Below are 17,398 nucleotides of genomic sequence, written 5' to 3' on the forward strand. Positions count from 1 at the left end.
GCGGGCGGGGCAGACGTGCGCGGGTGTCGCGTGGGGCGGTGGGTGTCAGCCTCGCCCCGCTCACCCGCCGGGTCACCCCGGGGGCGAACGTGGTGCACGTGGCGGCGGGCAGGCGAGGCCGAGGGTGGCGCCGGGGGCGCCGGCGGCGCGGCGGGTCGGGGTCGGCCGGGCCGCGGGCGCGTCGACGGGGCAGCTCCACAGGGCCCGCGTCGGCCCTGCCGAGGCGCTGGCCGCCGCCGGGGTCGGGGCCGCCCAGGTCCGCAGACGGCCGACCGCCGTGCCCCTGTCGCGGGACACGGCGGTCGGTGTGTTCGCGGGCCTCGGGCCGGCGGCCGGGTCAGCTGCCCGGGGTGTCCCCGCGGACGGCGGTCGCCTTGAGGTAGTCGCGGTTGAGCCGGCCGATGGTGTTCAGCGGGATGCCCTTCGGGCAGACCGCGGTGCACTCACCGGCGTTGGTGCAGCCGCCGAAGCCGGCCTCGTCGTGCGCGTCCAGCATGCCGATCACCCGGGTGTAGCGCTCGGGCTGGCCCTGCGGCAGCAGCGAGAGCTGGGTGACCTTGGCGGCGGTGAACAGCATGCCGGAGCCGTTCGGGCAGGCCGCCACGCACGCGCCGCAGCCGATGCAGGCCGCCGACTCGAAGGCGGCGTCCGCGTTGGCCTTGGCCACCGGCACCGAGTGCGCCTCGGGGGCGCTGCCGGTCGGCGCGGTGATGTACCCGCCGGCGGCGATGATCCTGTCGAACGCGCCGCGGTCGACCACCAGGTCCTTGACGACCGGGAAGGCCCGGGCCCGCCACGGCTCGATGTCGATCGTGTCGCCGTCGGAGAACTGCCGCATGTGCAGCTGGCAGGCCGTGGTGCCGCGCTGCGGCCCGTGCGCCTCGCCGTTGATCATCATGCCGCACATGCCGCAGATGCCCTCGCGGCAGTCGTGGTCGAACGCGACCGGCTCCTCGCCGGCGAGGATGAGCCGCTCGTTGAGCACGTCGAGCATCTCCAGGAACGACATGTCGGGGGAGACGTCGTCGACCTGGTAGGTCACCATCCGACCCTTGTCCTCAGGGCCCTTCTGGCGCCAGATGCGCAGGGTCAGATTCACTTGTAGCTCCGCTGCGTGGGGTGGACGTATTCGAACTTCAGGTCTTCCTTGTGCAGCACCGACGGCTGGCCGGTCGCGGTGAACTCCCAGGCGGCGACGTACGAGAATCGGTCGTCGTCGCGCTGCGCCTCACCGTCGGGGGTCTGGTGCTCGGCGCGGAAGTGACCGCCGCAGGACTCCTCGCGGTGCAGGGCGTCGATGCACATGAGCTCGGCCAGCTCGAAGAAGTCGGCCACCCGGCCGGCCTTCTCCAGCGACTGGTTGAGCCCCTCGCCGTCGCCGAGCACGCGCACCCGCGTCCAGAACTGCTCGCGCAGCGCCCGGATCTCGTCGATCGCCTTGCGCAGCCCGGCGTCGGTGCGCTCCATGCCGCAGTGTTCCCACATGATCTGGCCCAGCTCGCGGTGGAACGAGTCGACCGTCCGGTCGCCGTTGACAGCCAGCAGCCGCCGGATCCGGTCCTCGACGTCCGCGCGTGCCTCGACCGCCGCCGGGTGGCTGGCGTCGACCTTCTCGAACGGGCCGCCGGCCAGGTAGTTGGCGATCGTGTTGGGCAGCACGAAGTAGCCGTCCGCGAGGCCCTGCATCAGCGCGGAGGCCCCGAGGCGGTTCGCGCCGTGGTCGGAGAAGTTGGCCTCGCCGATCACGAACAGGCCCGGGACGGTCGACTGGAGGTCGTAGTCGACCCACAGGCCGCCCATCGTGTAGTGCACGGCGGGGTAGATCCGCATCGGGACCTCGTACGGGTCCTCGCCGGTGATCCGCTCGTACATCTCGAAGAGGTTGCCGTACTTCGCCTCGACGGCACTGCGACCCAGGCGCCCGATGGCGTCGGCGAAGTCCAGGTAGACGCCCAGCCCGCTCGGGCCGACGCCGCGACCCTGGTCGCAGACGGCCTTGGCGGCCCGGGAGGCGATGTCCCGGGGCACCAGGTTGCCGAAGGAGGGGTAGATCCGCTCCAGGTAGTAGTCCCGCTCGTCCTCGGGGATGTCCTTCGGGTTGCGGTCGTCGCCCTCGGCCTTCGGCACCCACACCCGGCCGTCGTTGCGCAGCGACTCGCTCATCAGGGTCAGCTTCGACTGGTGGTCGCCGGAGACCGGGATGCAGGTCGGGTGGATCTGGGTGTAGCAGGGGTTGGCGAAGTACGCGCCCTTGCGGTGCGCCCGCCAGGTGGCCGTGACGTTGCAGCCCTTGGCGTTGGTGGAGAGGTAGAAGACGTTGCCGTAGCCGCCGGAGGCGAGCACGACGGCGTCCGCGAAATCCGTGGTGATCTCGCCGGTGACCAGGTCGCGGACGACGATGCCGCGGGCCCGGCCGTCGACGACGATCAGCTCCAGCATCTCGTGCCGGGCGTTCATCTCCACGTTGCCCAGGCCGATCTGCCGTTCGAGGGCCTGGTACGCCCCGAGCAGCAGCTGCTGGCCCGTCTGGCCCCGGGCGTAGAAGGTGCGCTGCACCTGCGCGCCGCCGAACGAGCGGGTGTCGAGCAGGCCGCCGTACTCGCGGGCGAACGGCACGCCCTGCGCCACGCACTGGTCGATGATGTTGACCGACACCTCGGCCAGCCGGTGCACGTTCGACTCCCGGGAGCGGAAGTCGCCGCCCTTGACGGTGTCGTAGAACAGCCGGTGCACCGAGTCGCCGTCGTTGCGGTAGTTCTTCGCGGCGTTGATGCCGCCCTGCGCCGCGATCGAGTGCGCCCGGCGCGGGCTGTCCTGGTAGCAGTACGACTTGACCTGGTAGCCCTGCTCGCCCAGCGTGGCCGCGGCCGAGCCGCCGGCGAGGCCGGTGCCGACCACGATCACCGTCATCTTCCGGCGGTTGGCCGGGTTGACCAGCTTGGCCGAGAAGCGGCGGCGGTCCCAACGGGTCTCGATCGGGCCGTCGGGAGCCCTGGTGTCGGCGATCGGGTCGCCCTCGGTGTAGAGATCCATGGTCAGGCCACCAATCCGGTGAGTACGGCGAACGGGACCACCAGGTAGCCGGCGCTGAGCGCGACGGCGAGGACCAGCGCGACGGCGCGCGCCCGGCGCTCACCCTTCGGGGTCTGCTGGCCGAGGCTGCGGAACGCGCTGAAGGCGCCGTGGCGCAGGTGGAAGCCCAGCGCCACGATCGCCAGGGTGTAGAAGAGCGTGACGTACCAGCGCTCCGGGGCGAAGTCGGCGACCACGTTGCCGTACGGGTTGCTGGCGTCGCCCTGGGGGTTCAGGTGACCGGTGGTCAGGTCCAGGATGTGGTAGATCACGAAGAGCAGGATGATCACCCCACCCCAGCGCATCGTGCGGGCGGCGTAGCTGCCCTTCACGGCCTTGCGGTGGGCGTACCGGACCGGCCGGGCGGCCCGGGCACGCAGGGCGAGCGCGGTCGCCGCGCCGATGTGGGCGAGCACAGCCACGAGCAGGACCGTGCGCTGGAGCCACAGGTACCCGGTCGGGGGCAGCAGCGGGCTGCCGAGCTCGCGCAGCCAGTGCGCGTAGTGGTCGAACGAGGTCTCCCCCGTGAACACCTTGAGGTTGCCGAGCATGTGCACGACGAGGAACAGCACCAGGAGGATGCCCGTCACCGCCATGACGGCCTTGAGGCCGACGCTGGAGCGGATGGGCGACCGAGTTTTCGTGACTACCACGAGACCGACGCTAGGAGTACTTGGATTAGTCGTCCAATGCATCGAAGTCGCAGTCTTGATAGCTTTAAGCTATGTAGGTGCAGCTCCATCAGCTCCGATACTTCGTCGCGGTCGCAGAACTACGACATTTCACCCAGGCCGCTGACCTCGTCGGCATCACCCAGCCCTCGCTGAGTAAGCAAATTCACGCCCTGGAGACCGACCTCGGGACCCCGCTGTTCGAGCGGGTGCGGGGCAGGATCGCCCTCACGGCCGCCGGCGAGGTGCTGCTGCCGCTGGCCAAGCGCATCCTCGCGGACGTGGAGACGGCCACCCGGGAGGTGCAGGAACTGGTCGGCCTGCGGCGCGGCCGGGTGCGCCTCGGCGCCACCCCGAGCCTGGCCACCTCCCTGGCCCCGCCGGTGCTGCGCCGGTTCCGCGACGCCCACCCGAACGTCGACCTGGGGGTGGAGGAGGGCGGCTCGCAGGACCTGGTCCGCGACCTGCTCCGGGGCGACCTCGACCTGGCACTGATCATCATGCCCGCCCAGGGCGCGGACCCCGGGCTGCGTGCCGATCCGATCCTGCGGGAGAGCCTGGTGGTGGCCTCCCTCGACGAGTTGCCGGGCACCCTGCCGAACGGCGAGCTGCGCATCACCGACCTGCGCGGCCGGCCCCTCGTGATGTTCCGCGAGGGGTACGACCTGCGCGACGCCACCCTCCAGGCGTGCCGGGAGGCGGGGTTCGAGCCCACCGTCTCCGTCGACGGGGGCGAGATGGACGCGGTGCTGGGCTTCGTCGAGGCCGGCCTCGGGGCGGCGCTCGTGCCGGGCATGGTGGTGGCCCGCCGCCCCGGCATCCGGGTCACCCGGCTGGCCCCGCCCGGGGTGCGTCGGACCATCGCGGTGGCCCGCCGCCGCGACGTGGTGCCCACCCACGCCGGGCGCGAGCTGTGGCGCATCCTCATGGAGTACGTCCACGCCGCGATCGCGCAGGACGACCTGCCGCCCGGCGTGGAGCCGCGTTGAGGTGGGCATCCCGTTATAGCCTCACTGAGGCAAATCGACCTCAAGCGCACTGAATGTCCACATGTATGCCGTCTCGTCGCTTATGGTGGAGCCTTGCACAGGGGCAGAACGCCCCACTACTCGCAGTACCGCCGGACGCTCGGGGGACCGGACCCGGCCGGTACGCGGGCGAACCACACGGCGAGGTCGTGTGGAGGAGTCGATGCGCGGGTTCGCGTGGCAGGGAGGCCACCACATGAGGATCCTGGTTACCGGCGGTGCCGGCTTCATCGGATCGCACTTCACCCGGTGCCTGCTGAACGGGCGGTACGTCGGGTTCGAGGACTGCGACGTCACGGTGATCGACAAGCTGACCTACGCCAGTGACCGGCACAACCTGCCCGCCAGCCACCCCCGGCTGGCCTTCGTGCACGGCGACATCTGCGACCGCGAACTGCTCGCGGACCTCGTCCCCGGGCACGACGCGGTCGTGCACTTCGCGGCCGAGTCCCACGTGGACCGGTCGATCGACGACCCGGCGCCGTTCTTCGAGACGAACGTGATGGGCTCGCACCACCTGTTGGCCGCCTGCGCCCGGGCGGGCGTGGGCCGGGTGGTCCACGTCTCCACCGACGAGGTGTACGGCTCGATCACCGACGGCTCGTGGACCGAGCGCTGCCTGCTGGAGCCCAACTCCCCGTACGCGGCGTCGAAGGCGGCCAGCGACTGCGTGGTCCGCTCCTACTGGCGCACGTACGACGTGGACGTGTCGATCACCCGCTGCGCCAACAACTACGGGCCGTACCAGCACGTGGAGAAGGTCATTCCGCGCTTCGTCACCAGCCTGCTCACCGGCGGCGACATCACCCTGCACGGCGACGGCGGCGCGGTCCGCGAGTGGCTGCACGTCGACGACCACTGCCGGGCGATCTCGCTGGTGCTGGCGAAGGGGCGCGCCGGCGAGGTCTACAACATCGGCGGCGACGTCGAGCTGACGAACCGGGCGCTGGCCGAGAAGATCCTGCTGCTGGCCGGGGCCGGCTGGGACCGGGTCCGGCATGTCGCCGACCGCAAGGTGCAGGACCAGCGGTACTCCCTCGACTACACGAAGATCCAGGAGGAGCTCGGCTTCGAGCCGCAGATCCGGTTCGCCGACGGGCTGACCGAGGTCTTCCACTGGTACCGGGAGAACCGGGCCTGGTGGGCGCACGCGTACCCGGAACACCGCCCCGGGACGCCGCTCACCAACTCGGTCCGGGGCCTCCCGGTCGGTCGCGCGGTGCCCGCCCCGGTGCACTGACCGCGACCGCCGTGCCGGCCCGCCCCCGCCCGCTGCCCGAGCGCAGGCGGGGGCGGGCCGGCGCGGTTCATCCCTCGGCGTCGTCCATCGCCCGGTAGATCCGCTGCTCCGAGACCGGGTACGGGGTGCCCAGCGCCTGGGCGAACACGTTCACCCGCAGCTCCTCGATCATCCAGCGGATCTGCCGGACGGTCGCCGAGCGGCGGCGGCTCGGCGGCAGCGCGGCGAGCATGTCGTCGTACTCCCGCTGGACGGCCGCGATCCGGTCCTGCTGCTGGCGGTCCCGCTGCGGGTTGCCGGGCAGCCGGTCCAGCCGCCGCTCGATCGCCGTCAGGTAGCGCAGCAGGTCGGGCAGGCGGGCGTACCCGGCCTCGGTGACGAACCCGGCGTGCACCAGGCCGGAGAGCTGGGCCCGGATGTCGGCCAGGGCGCTCACGACCGCCAGGTTCTGGGTCCGGCCGAGCCGCTGCTCGACCGCGTACGCGGCGGTGAGGACCTGGCGGACCCGGCCCATCACCTCGACCACCGTGTCGACCAGGCCGGCGCGGACGGCCTCGCGCAGCGCGGCGAAGCCCTCGGCGTCCCAGGCCGGGCCGCCGGCGTCGGCCACGAGCCTGTCGATCGCCGCCCCGGTGGCGTCGGAGACGAGCTGCTGCACGCCGCCGTGCGGGTTGCGGCTCAGTGCCAGCTTCGCCTCGTTGGACAGCCGCCCCTGCAGGAACTTCGCCGGCGACGGCAGGGTCAGCCGCAGCAGCCGGCGGGTGCCCGCCCAGTGCGCGGCGGCCTGCTCGGCCTCGGTGTCGAACACCTTCACCCCGACGGTGTCGCCCTCGTCCACCAGGGCCGGGTACGCCGTGACCGCGTACCCGGCGCGGACCTGCTCGATGGTGCGCGGCAGCGCGCCGATGCTCCACTCCGTCAGGCCGGTGCGGGCCACGTCCGGCGCGGCGGCGGCCACCACCTGGCGTACCTCCTGGCGGAGCCGGCGTTGCAGCGCCGGCAGGTCCTTGCCCTCGGCGACCGGCTTGTTCTCCTCGTCGGTGACCCGGAAGGTGACCCGCAGGTGCGGCGGCAGCCGGTCGACGTCCCAGGCGTCCCGGGGCACGGTCACCCCGGTCATCCGGCGCAGCTGCCGGGTCAGCGCGTCCAGCAGCGGCTCCTGACCCGCGGGCATCGCCGCGAGGGCCGCGCGGGCGTAGTCGGGCACCGGGACGAAGTTGCGCCGGATCGCCTTGGGCAGCGACCGGATCAGCGCGACCACCAGCTCCTCGCGCAGGCCGGGCACCTGCCAGTCGAAGCTCTCCGCCGGCACCTGGTTGAGCAGCGGCAGCGGGATGTCCACGGTCACCCCGTCGGTGGGGGTGCCCGGGTCGAAGGTGTACGTCAGCGGCAGCGTCACCCCGTCGGCGGACCACTCGTCCGGGTAGTCGGCCTCGGCGACCCCGCCCCGGCCCGCGTTCACCAGCAGCTCGCGGGTGAACGTGAGCAGGTCCGGCCGCTCCCGTCGGGTCTTCTTCCACCAGGCGTCGAAGTGCCGGCCGGAGACCACGTCGGCGGGGATCCGCTCGTCGTAGAACTGGAAGATCGTCTCGTCGTCGACCAGGATGTCCCGCCGCCGGGCCCGGTTCTCCAGCTCCTCGACGTCGGCGAGCAGCTTCCGGTTGTCCGTCCAGAACCGGTGGTGGGTGGACCAGTCGCCCTCCACCAGGGCGTGCCGGATGAACAGCTCCCGGGACAGCGCCGGGTCGATCCGGCCGAAGTTGACCTTCCGCGACGCGACGATCGGGACGCCGTACAGGGTGACCTTCTCGTACGCCAGCACCGCCGCCTGCTTCTTCTCCCAGTGCGGCTCGCTGTAGCTGCGTTTGACCAGGTGCTGGGCGAGCGGTTCGACCCACTCGGGCTCGATGCGGCCGTTCACCCGCCCCCAGAGCCGGGAGGTCTCCACCAGCTCGGCGGACATCACCCAGCGCGGCGGCTTCCTGAACAGCGCCGAGCCGGGGAACAGGGCGAACTTCGCGCCCCGGGCGCCCAGGTACTCGTGCTTCTGCGCGTCCTTGAGCCCGATGTGGGAGAGCAGCCCGGTCAGCAGCGACTGGTGCACCCGCGGGGTGTCGATCTCCTCCGGCAGGTCCGCCCCGCCCCGGCGCCGCCCGCCGTCCGCGGCCGCCCGCCCGCCATCCGCGCCGTCCGGCGCCGGCCGCCCGCCGCCCTGCTCCGGCGTACGTAGCACCTGGCGCAGCTGGCTGACGATGTCCTGCCACTCGCGGACCCGCAGGTAGTTCAGGTACTCCGCGCGGCACATCCGGCGGAAGGCGCTGGACGACAGCTCCCGTTGCTGCTCGCGCAGGTACCGCCACAGGTTGAGCAGCGCGACGAAGTCGGACTCCTTGTCGGTGAACCGGGCGTGCGCCTGGTCGGCCTGGGCCTGCTTCTCCGCCGGCCGCTCCCGAGGGTCCTGGATGGACAGGGCGGCGGCGATCACCATCACCTCGGTGGCGCAGCCGTTGCGCTCGCCCTCGACGACCATCCGGGCCAGCCGGGGGTCGACGGGGAGCTGGGCCAGCCGCCGGCCCAGCGGGGTGAGCCGCTTCGCCGGGTCGGGCTCGGCCGGGTCGAGCGCGCCCAGCTCGTGCAGCAGGTTCACGCCGTCGGCGATGTTGCGCCGGTCCGGCGGGTCGATGAACGGGAACGCGGCGACGTCGCCCAGCCCGATCGAGGTCATCTGGAGGATGACCGAGGCCAGGTTGGTGCGCAGGATCTCCGGGTCGGTGAACTCGGGGCGGGCCAGGAAGTCCTGCTCGTCGTACAGCCGGACGCAGATGCCGTCCGACGTACGCCCGCAGCGGCCCTTGCGCTGGTTGGCCGACGCCTGGGAGATCGCCTCGATCGGCAGCCGCTGCACCTTCAACCGACTGGAGTAGCGGGAGATCCGGGCGGTGCCCGGGTCCACCACGTACTTGATGCCGGGCACGGTCAGCGACGTCTCCGCGACGTTGGTGGCGAGCACGATCCGGCGCCCGGCGTGCGGGGCGAAGACCCGGTGCTGCTCGGCGGCCGACAGCCGGGCGTACAGCGGCAGGATCTCGGTGCCGCGCAGCGCCGGCTTGCGCTCCACCAGCTTGCCCAGCGCGTCGGCGGTGTCCCGGATCTCCCGCTCGCCGCTGAGGAAGACCAGGATGTCGCCCGGCCCCTCGGCGGCCAGTTCCTCGACCGCGTCGCCGATCGCCTCGATCTGGTCGCGGACGTTCTCCTCGTCCCCGTCGTCCCCGTCGTTCTCGGCCTCGACGACCTCGACCAGCGGCCGGTACCGCACCTCCACCGGGTACGTCCGCCCGGAGACCTCCACGACCGGCGCGGGGTTGCCCTCGGCGTCGGCGAAGTGCTTCGCGAACCGCTCGGTCTCGATGGTCGCCGAGGTGATGACCACCTTCAGGTCGGGCCGGCGGGGGAGAAGCTGCTTCAGGTAGCCCAGGATGAAGTCGATGTTCAGGCTGCGCTCGTGCGCCTCGTCGATGATCAGGGTGTCGTACTGGCGCAGCATCCGGTCGGTCTGCAGCTCGGCCAGCAGGATGCCGTCGGTCATCAGCTTGACCAGGCTGCGGTCGCTGACCTGGTCGGTGAAGCGGACCTTGTAGCCGACCACGTCGCCCAGCTCGGTGCCCACCTCCTCGGCGATCCGGTCGGCGACGGTGCGGGCGGCCAGCCGCCGGGGCTGGGTGTGCCCGACCAGCCCGTGCACCCCGCGCCCCAGCTCCAGGCAGATCTTGGGCAGCTGGGTGGTCTTGCCGGAGCCGGTCTCGCCCGCGACGATCACCACCTGGTGGTCGCGGATCGCGGCCGCGATGTCGTCCTTGCGCTCGCTGACCGGCAGCCCGACGGGGTACGTGATCCGTGGCACCGCCGCCCGGCGGTCCGCCAGGCGCTGCTCGGCCCGGGCGACGTCGGCGGCGATCTCGGCGAGCGCGGCCTCGCGCCGCTGCGGCTCCCGCAGCCGGCGGACCCCGTCGAGGCGGCGCTGGAGCCGGCGCTGGTCGCGGAACATCAGGGCGGGCAGGCGGCGGTGCAGCTCGCGGACGGTGTCGGGTGCGGCGGGTGCGGCTGGATTCTGCATGTCGTCGCCAAGGATAGGCAGCGCAGCGCCGGGCCGCCCCCGGGTTACCGGGGCCGCGGCGGAGGAGGCCGGCCGGCGGGTCGATCCGGGGCAGCGGCGGAGCGGGTCGGCCCCGGCTCGTCGCGGTCTCCAGCCCCGGCTAGGCGCGGTCTAGAGTTGACCGCCGACACCGACCACGGGGGCCGAGAAATGACGATGCGGGACACGGACCGGGCGCTGGTGCAGGCCGCGACGGCGGTCGCCAAGCTGCGCTGCCGCAGCGACAACCACACCGTCGCCGCCGCGGCGCGCACGGCCGACGGCCGGGTCTTCACCGGCGTCAACGTCTACCACTTCACCGGCGGCCCGTGCGCCGAGATCGTCGCCGTCGGGGCCGCCGCGACCCAGGGCGCGGGGGAGCTGGAGACCATCGTCGCGGTGGGCGACCGGGGGCGGGGCGTGCTCCCGCCGTGCGGCCGGTGCCGGCAGGTGCTGCTGGACTACTTCCCGTCGATCCGGGTCATCGTCGGCCCGATGGACGCGCTGCGCGCGGTGCCCGTCGCCGACCTGCTACCCGACACGTACGTCTGGGCGGACCACCAGGTGGCGGTGCCGGTGGCGCCGCGCGCCGAGGGGCCGCCGGTGGTGCCGGCGCCCCGCGCCGACGCCTGAGTTGCCCGGGCAAGGTCGCCCCGCCCCGGCCGGGCGTTACCGGTACACGTCCCCGGCGGCGGCCTCCAGCATGGCCACCGGGATCGGCACCTCCCCGAACCGGACGCTGCCCTCCGGCACCCGCCAGCTCGCCACCCGCGCCACGAGCCGGCCCGCCCGCACCGCCGGATCGTCGCGGTACAGCTCGCGGGCCTCGTCGGGGCCGACGGGAAGCATCACGAAGCCGGACATCCGCTCGTCGTCGGGGTCGACGAACGGGCCGGCCGCCAGGACCAGGCCCCGCTCGACCAGCCCCGCGTGGTGGGCCAGGTGGGCGTCCCGCAGCCGCTCGGCGGCGTCCGGGGGCAGCTCCGGCGCGTCCGGCGGCCGGACCAGGAGCACGACGGTGTGCTGGTCGTATCGCATGTGGTCAGCGTATGGGTGGGTCTGCCCGGTTGGTCTCGCCATCGAGCGAACGGGATGAAGGCCCCCTGCTCAGGCGGCCCTGGATCGCGAGCTAAGGTAAGGCGTACCTAAGTTAAGGGGAGCTTCGTGACCACCGTCGCCGCGCGGCCGATCCGGGCCGGCAACCGGACCGCCCGGGGTCTGGGCCGCCGGGCCGGCGTCACCGCAGCGGCGGCGCTCGTGCTGGCGCTCGCCGTGCTGGCGAGCCTCGCCCTCGGCAGCCGGCCGCTCGCGCCTGGCGCGGTGTGGCACGCGCTGGTCGCCCCCGACGGCGGCGACGCCAGCACCATCGTCCGCGAGCTGCGGATCCCGCGTACCGCCCTGGGGCTCGTCGTCGGCCTCGCGCTCGCCGTCGCCGGGGTGCTGTTCCAGGCGCTGACCCGCAACCCGCTGGCCGAGCCGCGCATCCTCGGCGTGAGCGCCGGCGCGTCGTTCGGCGTGGTCCTGGCCATCGCCGTCTTCGGCGTCGGCAGCCTCACCGGGTACGTCTGGTTCGGCATCGCCGGGGCGCTGCTGGCCGGCCTGGTCGTGTTCGTGGTGGCCAACCGGACCCGCGAGGGGGCCTCGCCGGTCACCCTCGCGCTCGTCGGCGCGGCGCTCGACGCCAGTCTCGGCGCCGTCGTGTACGCGCTGCTCAGCATCGACGCCCGCACCTTCGAGGAGTACCGGTTCTGGGTGGTCGGCGGGCTGACCGGCCGGGACGTCGGCGTCGCCGCGCAGGTGCTGCCGTTCGTCCTCGCCGGGCTCGCGCTCGCCGCCCTGGTCGCCCGGGGCCTCGACGCGCTCGCCCTCGGCGACGACGTGGCCCGGGGCCTCGGCCACCGGATCGGCCTGGTCCGCCTCGGCGGCGGTGCGGCCGGGGTGCTGCTCACCGGGGCGGCCGTCGCGGCGGCCGGGCCGATCGCGTTCGTCGGCCTCGCCGTGCCGCACCTGGCCCGCGCCCTGGTCGGCGCGGACCACCGCTGGACCCTGGCCGTCGCCGCCCTGCTCGGGCCGGCCCTGCTGCTCGGCGCCGACGTCGTCGGACGGCTCGTCGCCCCGCCCGGCGAGGTGCCCGCCGGGGTGGTCACCGCGCTCGTGGGCGCCCCGCTGCTGGCGTTCCTCGTCCGCCGGGCGAAGGTGGTGACGGCGTGAGCACCGGCACTCTCGTTCCCGCCGCGCCGTCCGGGCGGTGGCTGCTGCGCGTCGGGCCGGTACGGGTGCCGGTGCGCCGCCGCCCCCTGCTCGTCGCCGCCGCGCTGGTGGTCCTGCTCGCCGCCGCCGGGGTGCTCAGCCTCTCCCTCGGCACCCCGTACGTCGCGCCGGCGGACGTGCTGCGCGCGCTCTCCGGCGCCGGCACCCCGTACGACCTGGTGGTGCTGGACCTGCGGCTGCCCCGGCTGGTGCTCGCGGCGGCGGCCGGCGCGGCGTTCGGCGTCGCCGGCACGCTGATCCAGAGCGTGGCCCGCAATCCGCTGGCCAGCCCCGACGTCATCGGCATCACCCAGGGCGCCGGGCTCGCCGCCACCGTGGCCCTGACCAGCGGCGCCGCCGCCGTCCTGGTGGCGCCGGCGGCGCTGCTCGGCGGGCTCGCTGCGGCGGCCGTCGTGCTCGCCCTCGGCGCCCGGCACGGGCTGGCCGCCCAGCGGTTCGTCCTTGCCGGGGTGGCGGTGGCCTTCGCCCTGCGGGCGCTGATCGAGGTGGTCATGCTCACCGCCGACCCGATCGACGGGCTGCGCGCGCAGGTCTGGCTCATCGGCACCCTCGCCGGCAAGGGCTGGGCAGAGGCGGCGTGGATCGCCGGCACGCTGCTGGTGCTGCTGCCCGTGCTGCTCTGGGCCGGCTGGGCGCTGAACAGCAGCTCCCTCGACGACGACACCGCCCGGGGAATCGGGGTGCGCCCGGTGGCCCGGCGGGTCGGGCTGGCCGGCACGGGCGTACTCGCCGCCGCGATGGTCACCGCCCAGGTCGGCGCCGTCGACTTCGTCGCCCTGGTCGCCCCCCAGCTGGCCCGCCGGCTGGTCCGGGCCGAGCGTCCCCCGATGCTCTGCTCCGCCCTGGTCGGCGCGCTGCTGCTGGTGCTGGCCGACCTCGCCGGCCGCCGGTTGTTGGCGCCCACCCAGCTGCCGGCCGGGGTGCTCACCGCCGCGATCGGCGGACCGTACCTGATGTTCCTGCTGCTGCGCGGCCGGCGGAGGACGTCGTGATGCCCGGTCCCGACGCCGTGCGACCGCCCGCCGATCCCACCACCCGAGGAGCCGCGATGCTCTCCACCCGTGACCTGGTCGTCGGCTACGACGAGCGGATCGTGCTGGACGGCCTCGACGTCGAGCTGCCCGCCGACGCGTTCACCGTCGTCGTCGGGCCCAACGCCTGCGGCAAGTCCACCCTGCTGCGCACCATGGCCCGGCTGCTCACCCCGCGCCGGGGTACGGTGCTGCTCGACGGCACCGCGATCCGCGACCTGCCCACCCGCCAGGTCGCCCAGCGGCTCGGGGTGCTGCCGCAGAGTCCGCTGGTCCCCGAGGGGGTGACCGTCGCCGACCTGGTGGGCCGGGGCCGGCAGCCGTACCAGCGGTGGTGGCGGCAGTGGTCGGCGCGGGACGCCGAGGCGGTCGCCGAGGCGATGGCCCTCGCCGACGTGGCGGAGCTCGCCGACCGCCCGGTGGACACCCTCTCCGGCGGCCAGCGGCAGCGGGTCTGGATCGCCATGACCCTCGCCCAGGACACCGAGGCGCTGCTGCTGGACGAGCCGACCACCTTCCTCGACCTGGCCCATCAGGTGGAGGTGCTGGACCTACTGCACCGGCTGCGCGCCGAGCGGGGCCGGACCGTGGTCGCCGTGCTGCACGACCTGAACCAGGCCGCCCGGTACGCCGACCACCTGGTCGCCATGCGCGCCGGCCGGGTGGTGGCCGCCGGCCCGCCCCGGGAGATCCTCACCGCCGAGCTGGTCCGCGACGTCTTCGGGCTGGACTGCGTCGTCGTGCCCTGCCCGGTGACCGGCGCGCCCCTCGTGGTGCCCGCCCTCACGTCCCCCTCCCTGGCCGCCGCCTCGACCCCTGCTCCGGCCGCCGCTTCCGTGCCGGCCACTTCCCCGGCGGCCGCTTCCGTGCCGGCTGCGTCTCCGGGTGTCGCTTCCGTGCCGGCTGCCTCCCCGGCTGCCTCCCCGGCTGCCTCCCCGGCTGCCTCCCCGGCTGCCGCTTCCGCTTCCGTGCCGGCCGGCTCCGCCTCTACCTGCGCCGGCCCGACCGCCGGTTGAACCATCGGAAAGGAAACCCATGCGTCGTCTCGCCGCCGCGCTCGTCGCGGCCCTCGCCCTCGGCGTCGGGCTCACCGCCTGCGGTGAGAGCGACCCCGTCGCCGGCACCGCCACCGGGGAGACCCGGGAGATCACCCACGCCATGGGCACCACGAAGGTGCCCGCCGCCCCGAAGCGGGTCGTCGTCCTCGACACCGACAAGATCGACACGGCGCTGTCGCTCGGCGTGACGCCGGTCGGCGCCGCCACCGCCGGTCAGGCGAAGAGCTGGCCGACGTACTTCGGCGCGGACAAGCTGGCCGGGATCAAGGAGGTCGGGGTGCTCACCGAGCCCGACCTGGAGGCGATCAATGCGCTGCACCCCGACCTGATCCTCGGCAGCAAGTTCCGCCAGGAGAAGTTCTACGACGAGCTGAAGGCCATCGCCCCGACCGTGTTCACCGACAAGGTGGGCATCACCTGGAAGGAGAACTTCCTCCTCGACGGCAAGGCACTGGGCAAGGAACAGCAGGCCAAGGATCTGCTCGCCGCGTACGAGAAGCGGGCCGAGGAGTTCGGCGCGAAGCTGGGCGACGCCGCGAACCGAAAGATCTCGATCGTTCGCTTCATCCCCGGCGCGATCCGGGTGTACGGGCCGGACTCGTTCTCCGGCATCGTCGTCGGCGACACCGGCCTGGGCCGCCCCGAACGGCAGCAACTCGCCGGCAAGGAGGACAGGCGCTTCGACGTGGTCAGCGCCGAGCGGGTCAACGAGGTCGACGGCGACGTCATCTTCGTGACCGCGTACGGCGAGAAGGCCGCCGCGGAGCAGGCCGACGTCACCGGCGGTGCCCTGTGGAAGGGCCTGTCGGCGGTCAAGGCCGGCAAGGCGTACGTGGTCTCCGACGAGGTCTGGATGACCGGCATCGGCGTCGGCGCCGCCAACAAGATCCTCGACGACCTGGCCAAGTACCTGACCGCCTGACCCGCCTCGCCCTTCGGGGCCGCTCAAGATCCGCGCAACTTCTGGGCTTCTGGGAAGATGCTGCCTCGATACTGGACGGGGCAGCAGCTTCCGTGAAGTTGCGCGGATCTTCGCGTCAGCGCAAGCGAGCGGTGCGGGAGGACAAGACTCGGCGGAGCTCGGTCAGGAAGCCGTCGAAGTCCGTGCCGAAGCGTTTTGCCGTGAGGTGCAGGACGATCCACTCCTCGCCGAGTAGGCGGTTGAGGCGTTGCCGGTCGCGGTGGAACTGCTCGGGGTCGTGGTGCCAGAGGCCGTCGTACTCGACCGCGACCTTCAGCTCCGGCCAGGCGAGATCGACCCGGGCGATGAACCGGCCGTCCCGCTCCACGACGAACTGCGTCACCGGTCGGGGCAGGCCGGCAAGCACGAGCCGGACCCGCACCCGCGACTCCTGTGGCGACTCGGCCCCTCCGTCGGCCAACTCGGCGACGCGGAGCATGCGCTTCCAGCCCCGGACGCCCACGCTGGCCCGGGCTCGATCTCGCAGCTGACCAGGGCGAACCAGCCCGTGCCGGACGAGGCTGTCCACCAGCGCCACCGCATCCTCGACCCCGAGCCACTGTGCCAGGTCCCAGCAGGTGCGCTCCGGCGTGGTGACCGGGATCCCGTCGCGCTGCCGGATGTCGCCGTCCGTCATCGCTGCCGTGTGCACGGCGAGGCCGGCGACGGGACCGAAGCGCCGACCGGCGGGCACCAGGACGTCGAGAGGGGCGGTGGCGTCGACGGTCCCCGCGCCGAACAGGGCGGCCGCACTGCGTCCGGCAATCGTGATGCCCTCGGGAAGCAGCCACCGTGCGGCTGCGACGCACCGGAGCCGGTGCGAGATCGGGACGTTCGCGTCGACGTAGATGTCCTTGAACAGCGGTCGCCAGGCCCGGCTGCGCAGCTCGGACCGGGTCAGCAGCCCGCGGGCGACGACCTGTGAACCCCGGAAGACGCGCCCCCGCAACTGATCGGGACGCCGAGGAGAAACCGCCATCCACCAACCCTGACCGCCCCCGACCCCCCTCCGCGACCCCTGTGGATAACCTCGATTCCCTGCCAGGACTGCAAGATCCGCGCAACTTCAGCGAAGATGCCGGGTCGCGGCGCGGCGATGCAGCATGTTCACCGAAGTTGCGCGGATCTTGGGGCGCGCCGCGGCGCGGGGCGGCGCGGGCGGCGCGGGGGCGGGGTGGGGGCGGGGTGGGGGCGGGGTGGGGCGGCGCGGCGCCCCGCGGTGGGGTTGGGTGGGGCGGGGGTGGGTGGGTGGCGGTGGGTCAGGCGGCGGTGGACCAGATGGCGCGGAAGGCGGCCGCCTCCCCGGCCAGCCACTGCTCGATCTGCTCGGGCTTGGTGCCATCCGGCATGCGGTGGGCCTCGCCGCGACGGACGTCGACCAGGACCGGCTCGGCGTGCGGGAGCACCGCGTCCATGTGCCGGGCCATCAGGTGCAGGGTGGCCAGGGCGGCCTCCTCGCTCGGCGGGGCCTCGTCGAAGTGCAGCCGGACGGCCTCCGCCCGGCCGTCGGCGTATCGGATGCCGAAGTGCGGGTTGATCTTGACAGGTAGGTCGCCGAGCATGGCAAGGGCGTCGCGGGTCTGCGCCAGGTCGACGCCGGTCGGCTCGCCGAGGGTGTGCAGCCAGGCAGCCGCCCCGGGGACGAGGGCCTGGTAGAGCGGGCGCCAGCGCGGCTTGACGAGGTCGGCCACCTGGGCGAGGTGGGTGCCGCCGGTGTGGAAGGCGATGTCGGCCTTGAGCGCCTTGACGAACTGGCCGTGCGGGTTGAACCCGTGCTTGCTGGCCCGCTGCTTGCGCAGGCCACCGACGAAGCTGGCCTTGGTCGGCCCGGTGCGGTCGACGTACCGGGTGAAGCCGAGGAGGGTGGCGTAGGGCGGGAGGGTGCTGGAGGTGGGCGCGGTCACGGACGTCCTCCCAGGTCAGGACTTCGATTA

At 73.4% G+C, this 17,398-nt stretch carries 13 protein-coding genes and 1 pseudogene; 7 read left to right on the forward strand and 7 right to left on the reverse strand.

The annotated features are described in order from the left end of the window. Nucleotides 1–337 precede the first annotated feature (337 nt). From ACGFIZ_RS10630 to ACGFIZ_RS10640, 3 genes are read right to left on the reverse strand one after another with little or no spacing between them, the layout of a single operon-like run. Nucleotides 338–1,099 carry a succinate dehydrogenase/fumarate reductase iron-sulfur subunit gene (locus ACGFIZ_RS10630; protein WP_393417907.1) on the reverse strand — a complete coding sequence of 254 codons (762 nt, stop codon included), beginning with the start codon at nucleotides 1,097–1,099 and terminating at the stop codon, nucleotides 338–340. Further along, nucleotides 1,096–3,033, reverse strand: a complete 1,938-nt coding sequence (locus ACGFIZ_RS10635; protein ID WP_393417909.1) for a fumarate reductase/succinate dehydrogenase flavoprotein subunit — start codon at nucleotides 3,031–3,033, stop codon at nucleotides 1,096–1,098. The genes ACGFIZ_RS10630 and ACGFIZ_RS10635 overlap by 4 nt, the downstream gene beginning before the upstream one ends. A gap of 2 nt (nucleotides 3,034–3,035) precedes the next feature. Continuing rightward, entirely contained in the window at nucleotides 3,036–3,767 is a 732-nt protein-coding gene (locus ACGFIZ_RS10640) for a succinate dehydrogenase cytochrome b subunit (protein ID WP_393417911.1), read from the reverse strand. Nucleotides 3,768–3,802: 35 nt separating this feature from the next. Between ACGFIZ_RS10640 and ACGFIZ_RS10645 the strand changes: the two genes are divergently transcribed. Further along, nucleotides 3,803–4,732 (forward strand): LysR family transcriptional regulator, encoded by a 930-nt coding sequence (locus ACGFIZ_RS10645; protein ID WP_393417913.1) that lies wholly within the window; start codon nucleotides 3,803–3,805, stop codon nucleotides 4,730–4,732. Between the two features lie 235 nt (nucleotides 4,733–4,967). Further along, nucleotides 4,968–6,011: a dTDP-glucose 4,6-dehydratase gene (rfbB, locus tag ACGFIZ_RS10650; protein ID WP_347666903.1), complete on the forward strand. Its 1,044-nt coding sequence runs from the start codon at nucleotides 4,968–4,970 to the stop codon at nucleotides 6,009–6,011. Nucleotides 6,012–6,078: 67 nt separating this feature from the next. On the opposite strand, the gene hrpA is transcribed toward rfbB, so the two are convergent. Next, nucleotides 6,079–10,125 carry an ATP-dependent RNA helicase HrpA gene (gene hrpA, locus ACGFIZ_RS10655; protein WP_393417915.1) on the reverse strand — a complete coding sequence of 1,349 codons (4,047 nt, stop codon included), beginning with the start codon at nucleotides 10,123–10,125 and terminating at the stop codon, nucleotides 6,079–6,081. A gap of 195 nt (nucleotides 10,126–10,320) precedes the next feature. Between hrpA and ACGFIZ_RS10660 the strand changes: the two genes are divergently transcribed. Then, nucleotides 10,321–10,776, forward strand: coding sequence for a cytidine deaminase family protein (locus ACGFIZ_RS10660; RefSeq protein WP_393417917.1), 456 nt, complete (start codon nucleotides 10,321–10,323; stop codon nucleotides 10,774–10,776). A gap of 36 nt (nucleotides 10,777–10,812) precedes the next feature. Here ACGFIZ_RS10660 and ACGFIZ_RS10665 read toward each other — a convergent pair whose 3' ends face one another. After that, entirely contained in the window at nucleotides 10,813–11,181 is a 369-nt protein-coding gene (locus ACGFIZ_RS10665) for a YciI family protein (protein WP_393417919.1), read from the reverse strand. 126 nt (nucleotides 11,182–11,307) lie between these two features. Between ACGFIZ_RS10665 and ACGFIZ_RS10670 the strand changes: the two genes are divergently transcribed. The 4 genes and pseudogenes from ACGFIZ_RS10670 (at nucleotide 11,308) to ACGFIZ_RS10685 (ending at nucleotide 15,425) form a co-directional block, all read left to right on the forward strand. Continuing rightward, nucleotides 11,308–12,354 (forward strand): FecCD family ABC transporter permease, encoded by a 1,047-nt coding sequence (locus ACGFIZ_RS10670; protein ID WP_393417921.1) that lies wholly within the window; start codon nucleotides 11,308–11,310, stop codon nucleotides 12,352–12,354. After that, on the forward strand, nucleotides 12,351–13,406 hold the full coding sequence (locus tag ACGFIZ_RS10675) for a FecCD family ABC transporter permease (protein ID WP_393417923.1): 1,056 nt from the start codon (nucleotides 12,351–12,353) through the stop codon (nucleotides 13,404–13,406). Before ACGFIZ_RS10670 ends, ACGFIZ_RS10675 begins: the two co-directional genes overlap by 4 nt. A gap of 56 nt (nucleotides 13,407–13,462) precedes the next feature. Then, nucleotides 13,463–14,227 (forward strand): annotated as a pseudogene (locus tag ACGFIZ_RS10680) (ABC transporter ATP-binding protein); the annotation flags it as partial. Between the two features lie 253 nt (nucleotides 14,228–14,480). After that, nucleotides 14,481–15,425, forward strand: a complete 945-nt coding sequence (locus tag ACGFIZ_RS10685) for an ABC transporter substrate-binding protein (protein WP_393417925.1) — start codon at nucleotides 14,481–14,483, stop codon at nucleotides 15,423–15,425. 115 nt (nucleotides 15,426–15,540) lie between these two features. Here ACGFIZ_RS10685 and ACGFIZ_RS10690 read toward each other — a convergent pair whose 3' ends face one another. Beyond that, nucleotides 15,541–16,443: a type IV toxin-antitoxin system AbiEi family antitoxin gene (locus tag ACGFIZ_RS10690; RefSeq protein ID WP_393417927.1), complete on the reverse strand. Its 903-nt coding sequence runs from the start codon at nucleotides 16,441–16,443 to the stop codon at nucleotides 15,541–15,543. A gap of 280 nt (nucleotides 16,444–16,723) precedes the next feature. Next, nucleotides 16,724–17,368: a hypothetical protein gene (locus tag ACGFIZ_RS10695; RefSeq protein WP_393417929.1), complete on the reverse strand. Its 645-nt coding sequence runs from the start codon at nucleotides 17,366–17,368 to the stop codon at nucleotides 16,724–16,726. Between the last annotated feature and the right edge of the window lie 30 nt (nucleotides 17,369–17,398).

The organism is Micromonospora sp. NPDC048830 (assembly GCF_043198215.1).
Taxonomy (GTDB): domain Bacteria; phylum Actinomycetota; class Actinomycetes; order Mycobacteriales; family Micromonosporaceae; genus Micromonospora.

Bases quoted from the DNA above. Each gene is read 5' to 3' on its own strand.
- ACGFIZ_RS10635 (WP_393417909.1), bottom strand. From the start codon at position 3,033: ATGGATCTCTACACCGAGGGCGACCCGATCGCCGACACCAGGGCTCCC.
- ACGFIZ_RS10640 (WP_393417911.1), bottom strand. From the start codon at position 3,767: ATGCATTGGACGACTAATCCAAGTACTCCTAGCGTCGGTCTCGTGGTA.
- rfbB (WP_347666903.1), top strand. From the start codon at position 4,968: ATGAGGATCCTGGTTACCGGCGGTGCCGGCTTCATCGGATCGCACTTC.
- hrpA (WP_393417915.1), bottom strand. From the start codon at position 10,125: ATGCAGAATCCAGCCGCACCCGCCGCACCCGACACCGTCCGCGAGCTG.
- ACGFIZ_RS10660 (WP_393417917.1), top strand. From the start codon at position 10,321: ATGCGGGACACGGACCGGGCGCTGGTGCAGGCCGCGACGGCGGTCGCC.
- ACGFIZ_RS10665 (WP_393417919.1), bottom strand. From the start codon at position 11,181: ATGCGATACGACCAGCACACCGTCGTGCTCCTGGTCCGGCCGCCGGAC.
- ACGFIZ_RS10685 (WP_393417925.1), top strand. From the start codon at position 14,481: ATGCGTCGTCTCGCCGCCGCGCTCGTCGCGGCCCTCGCCCTCGGCGTC.
- ACGFIZ_RS10690 (WP_393417927.1), bottom strand. From the start codon at position 16,443: ATGGCGGTTTCTCCTCGGCGTCCCGATCAGTTGCGGGGGCGCGTCTTC.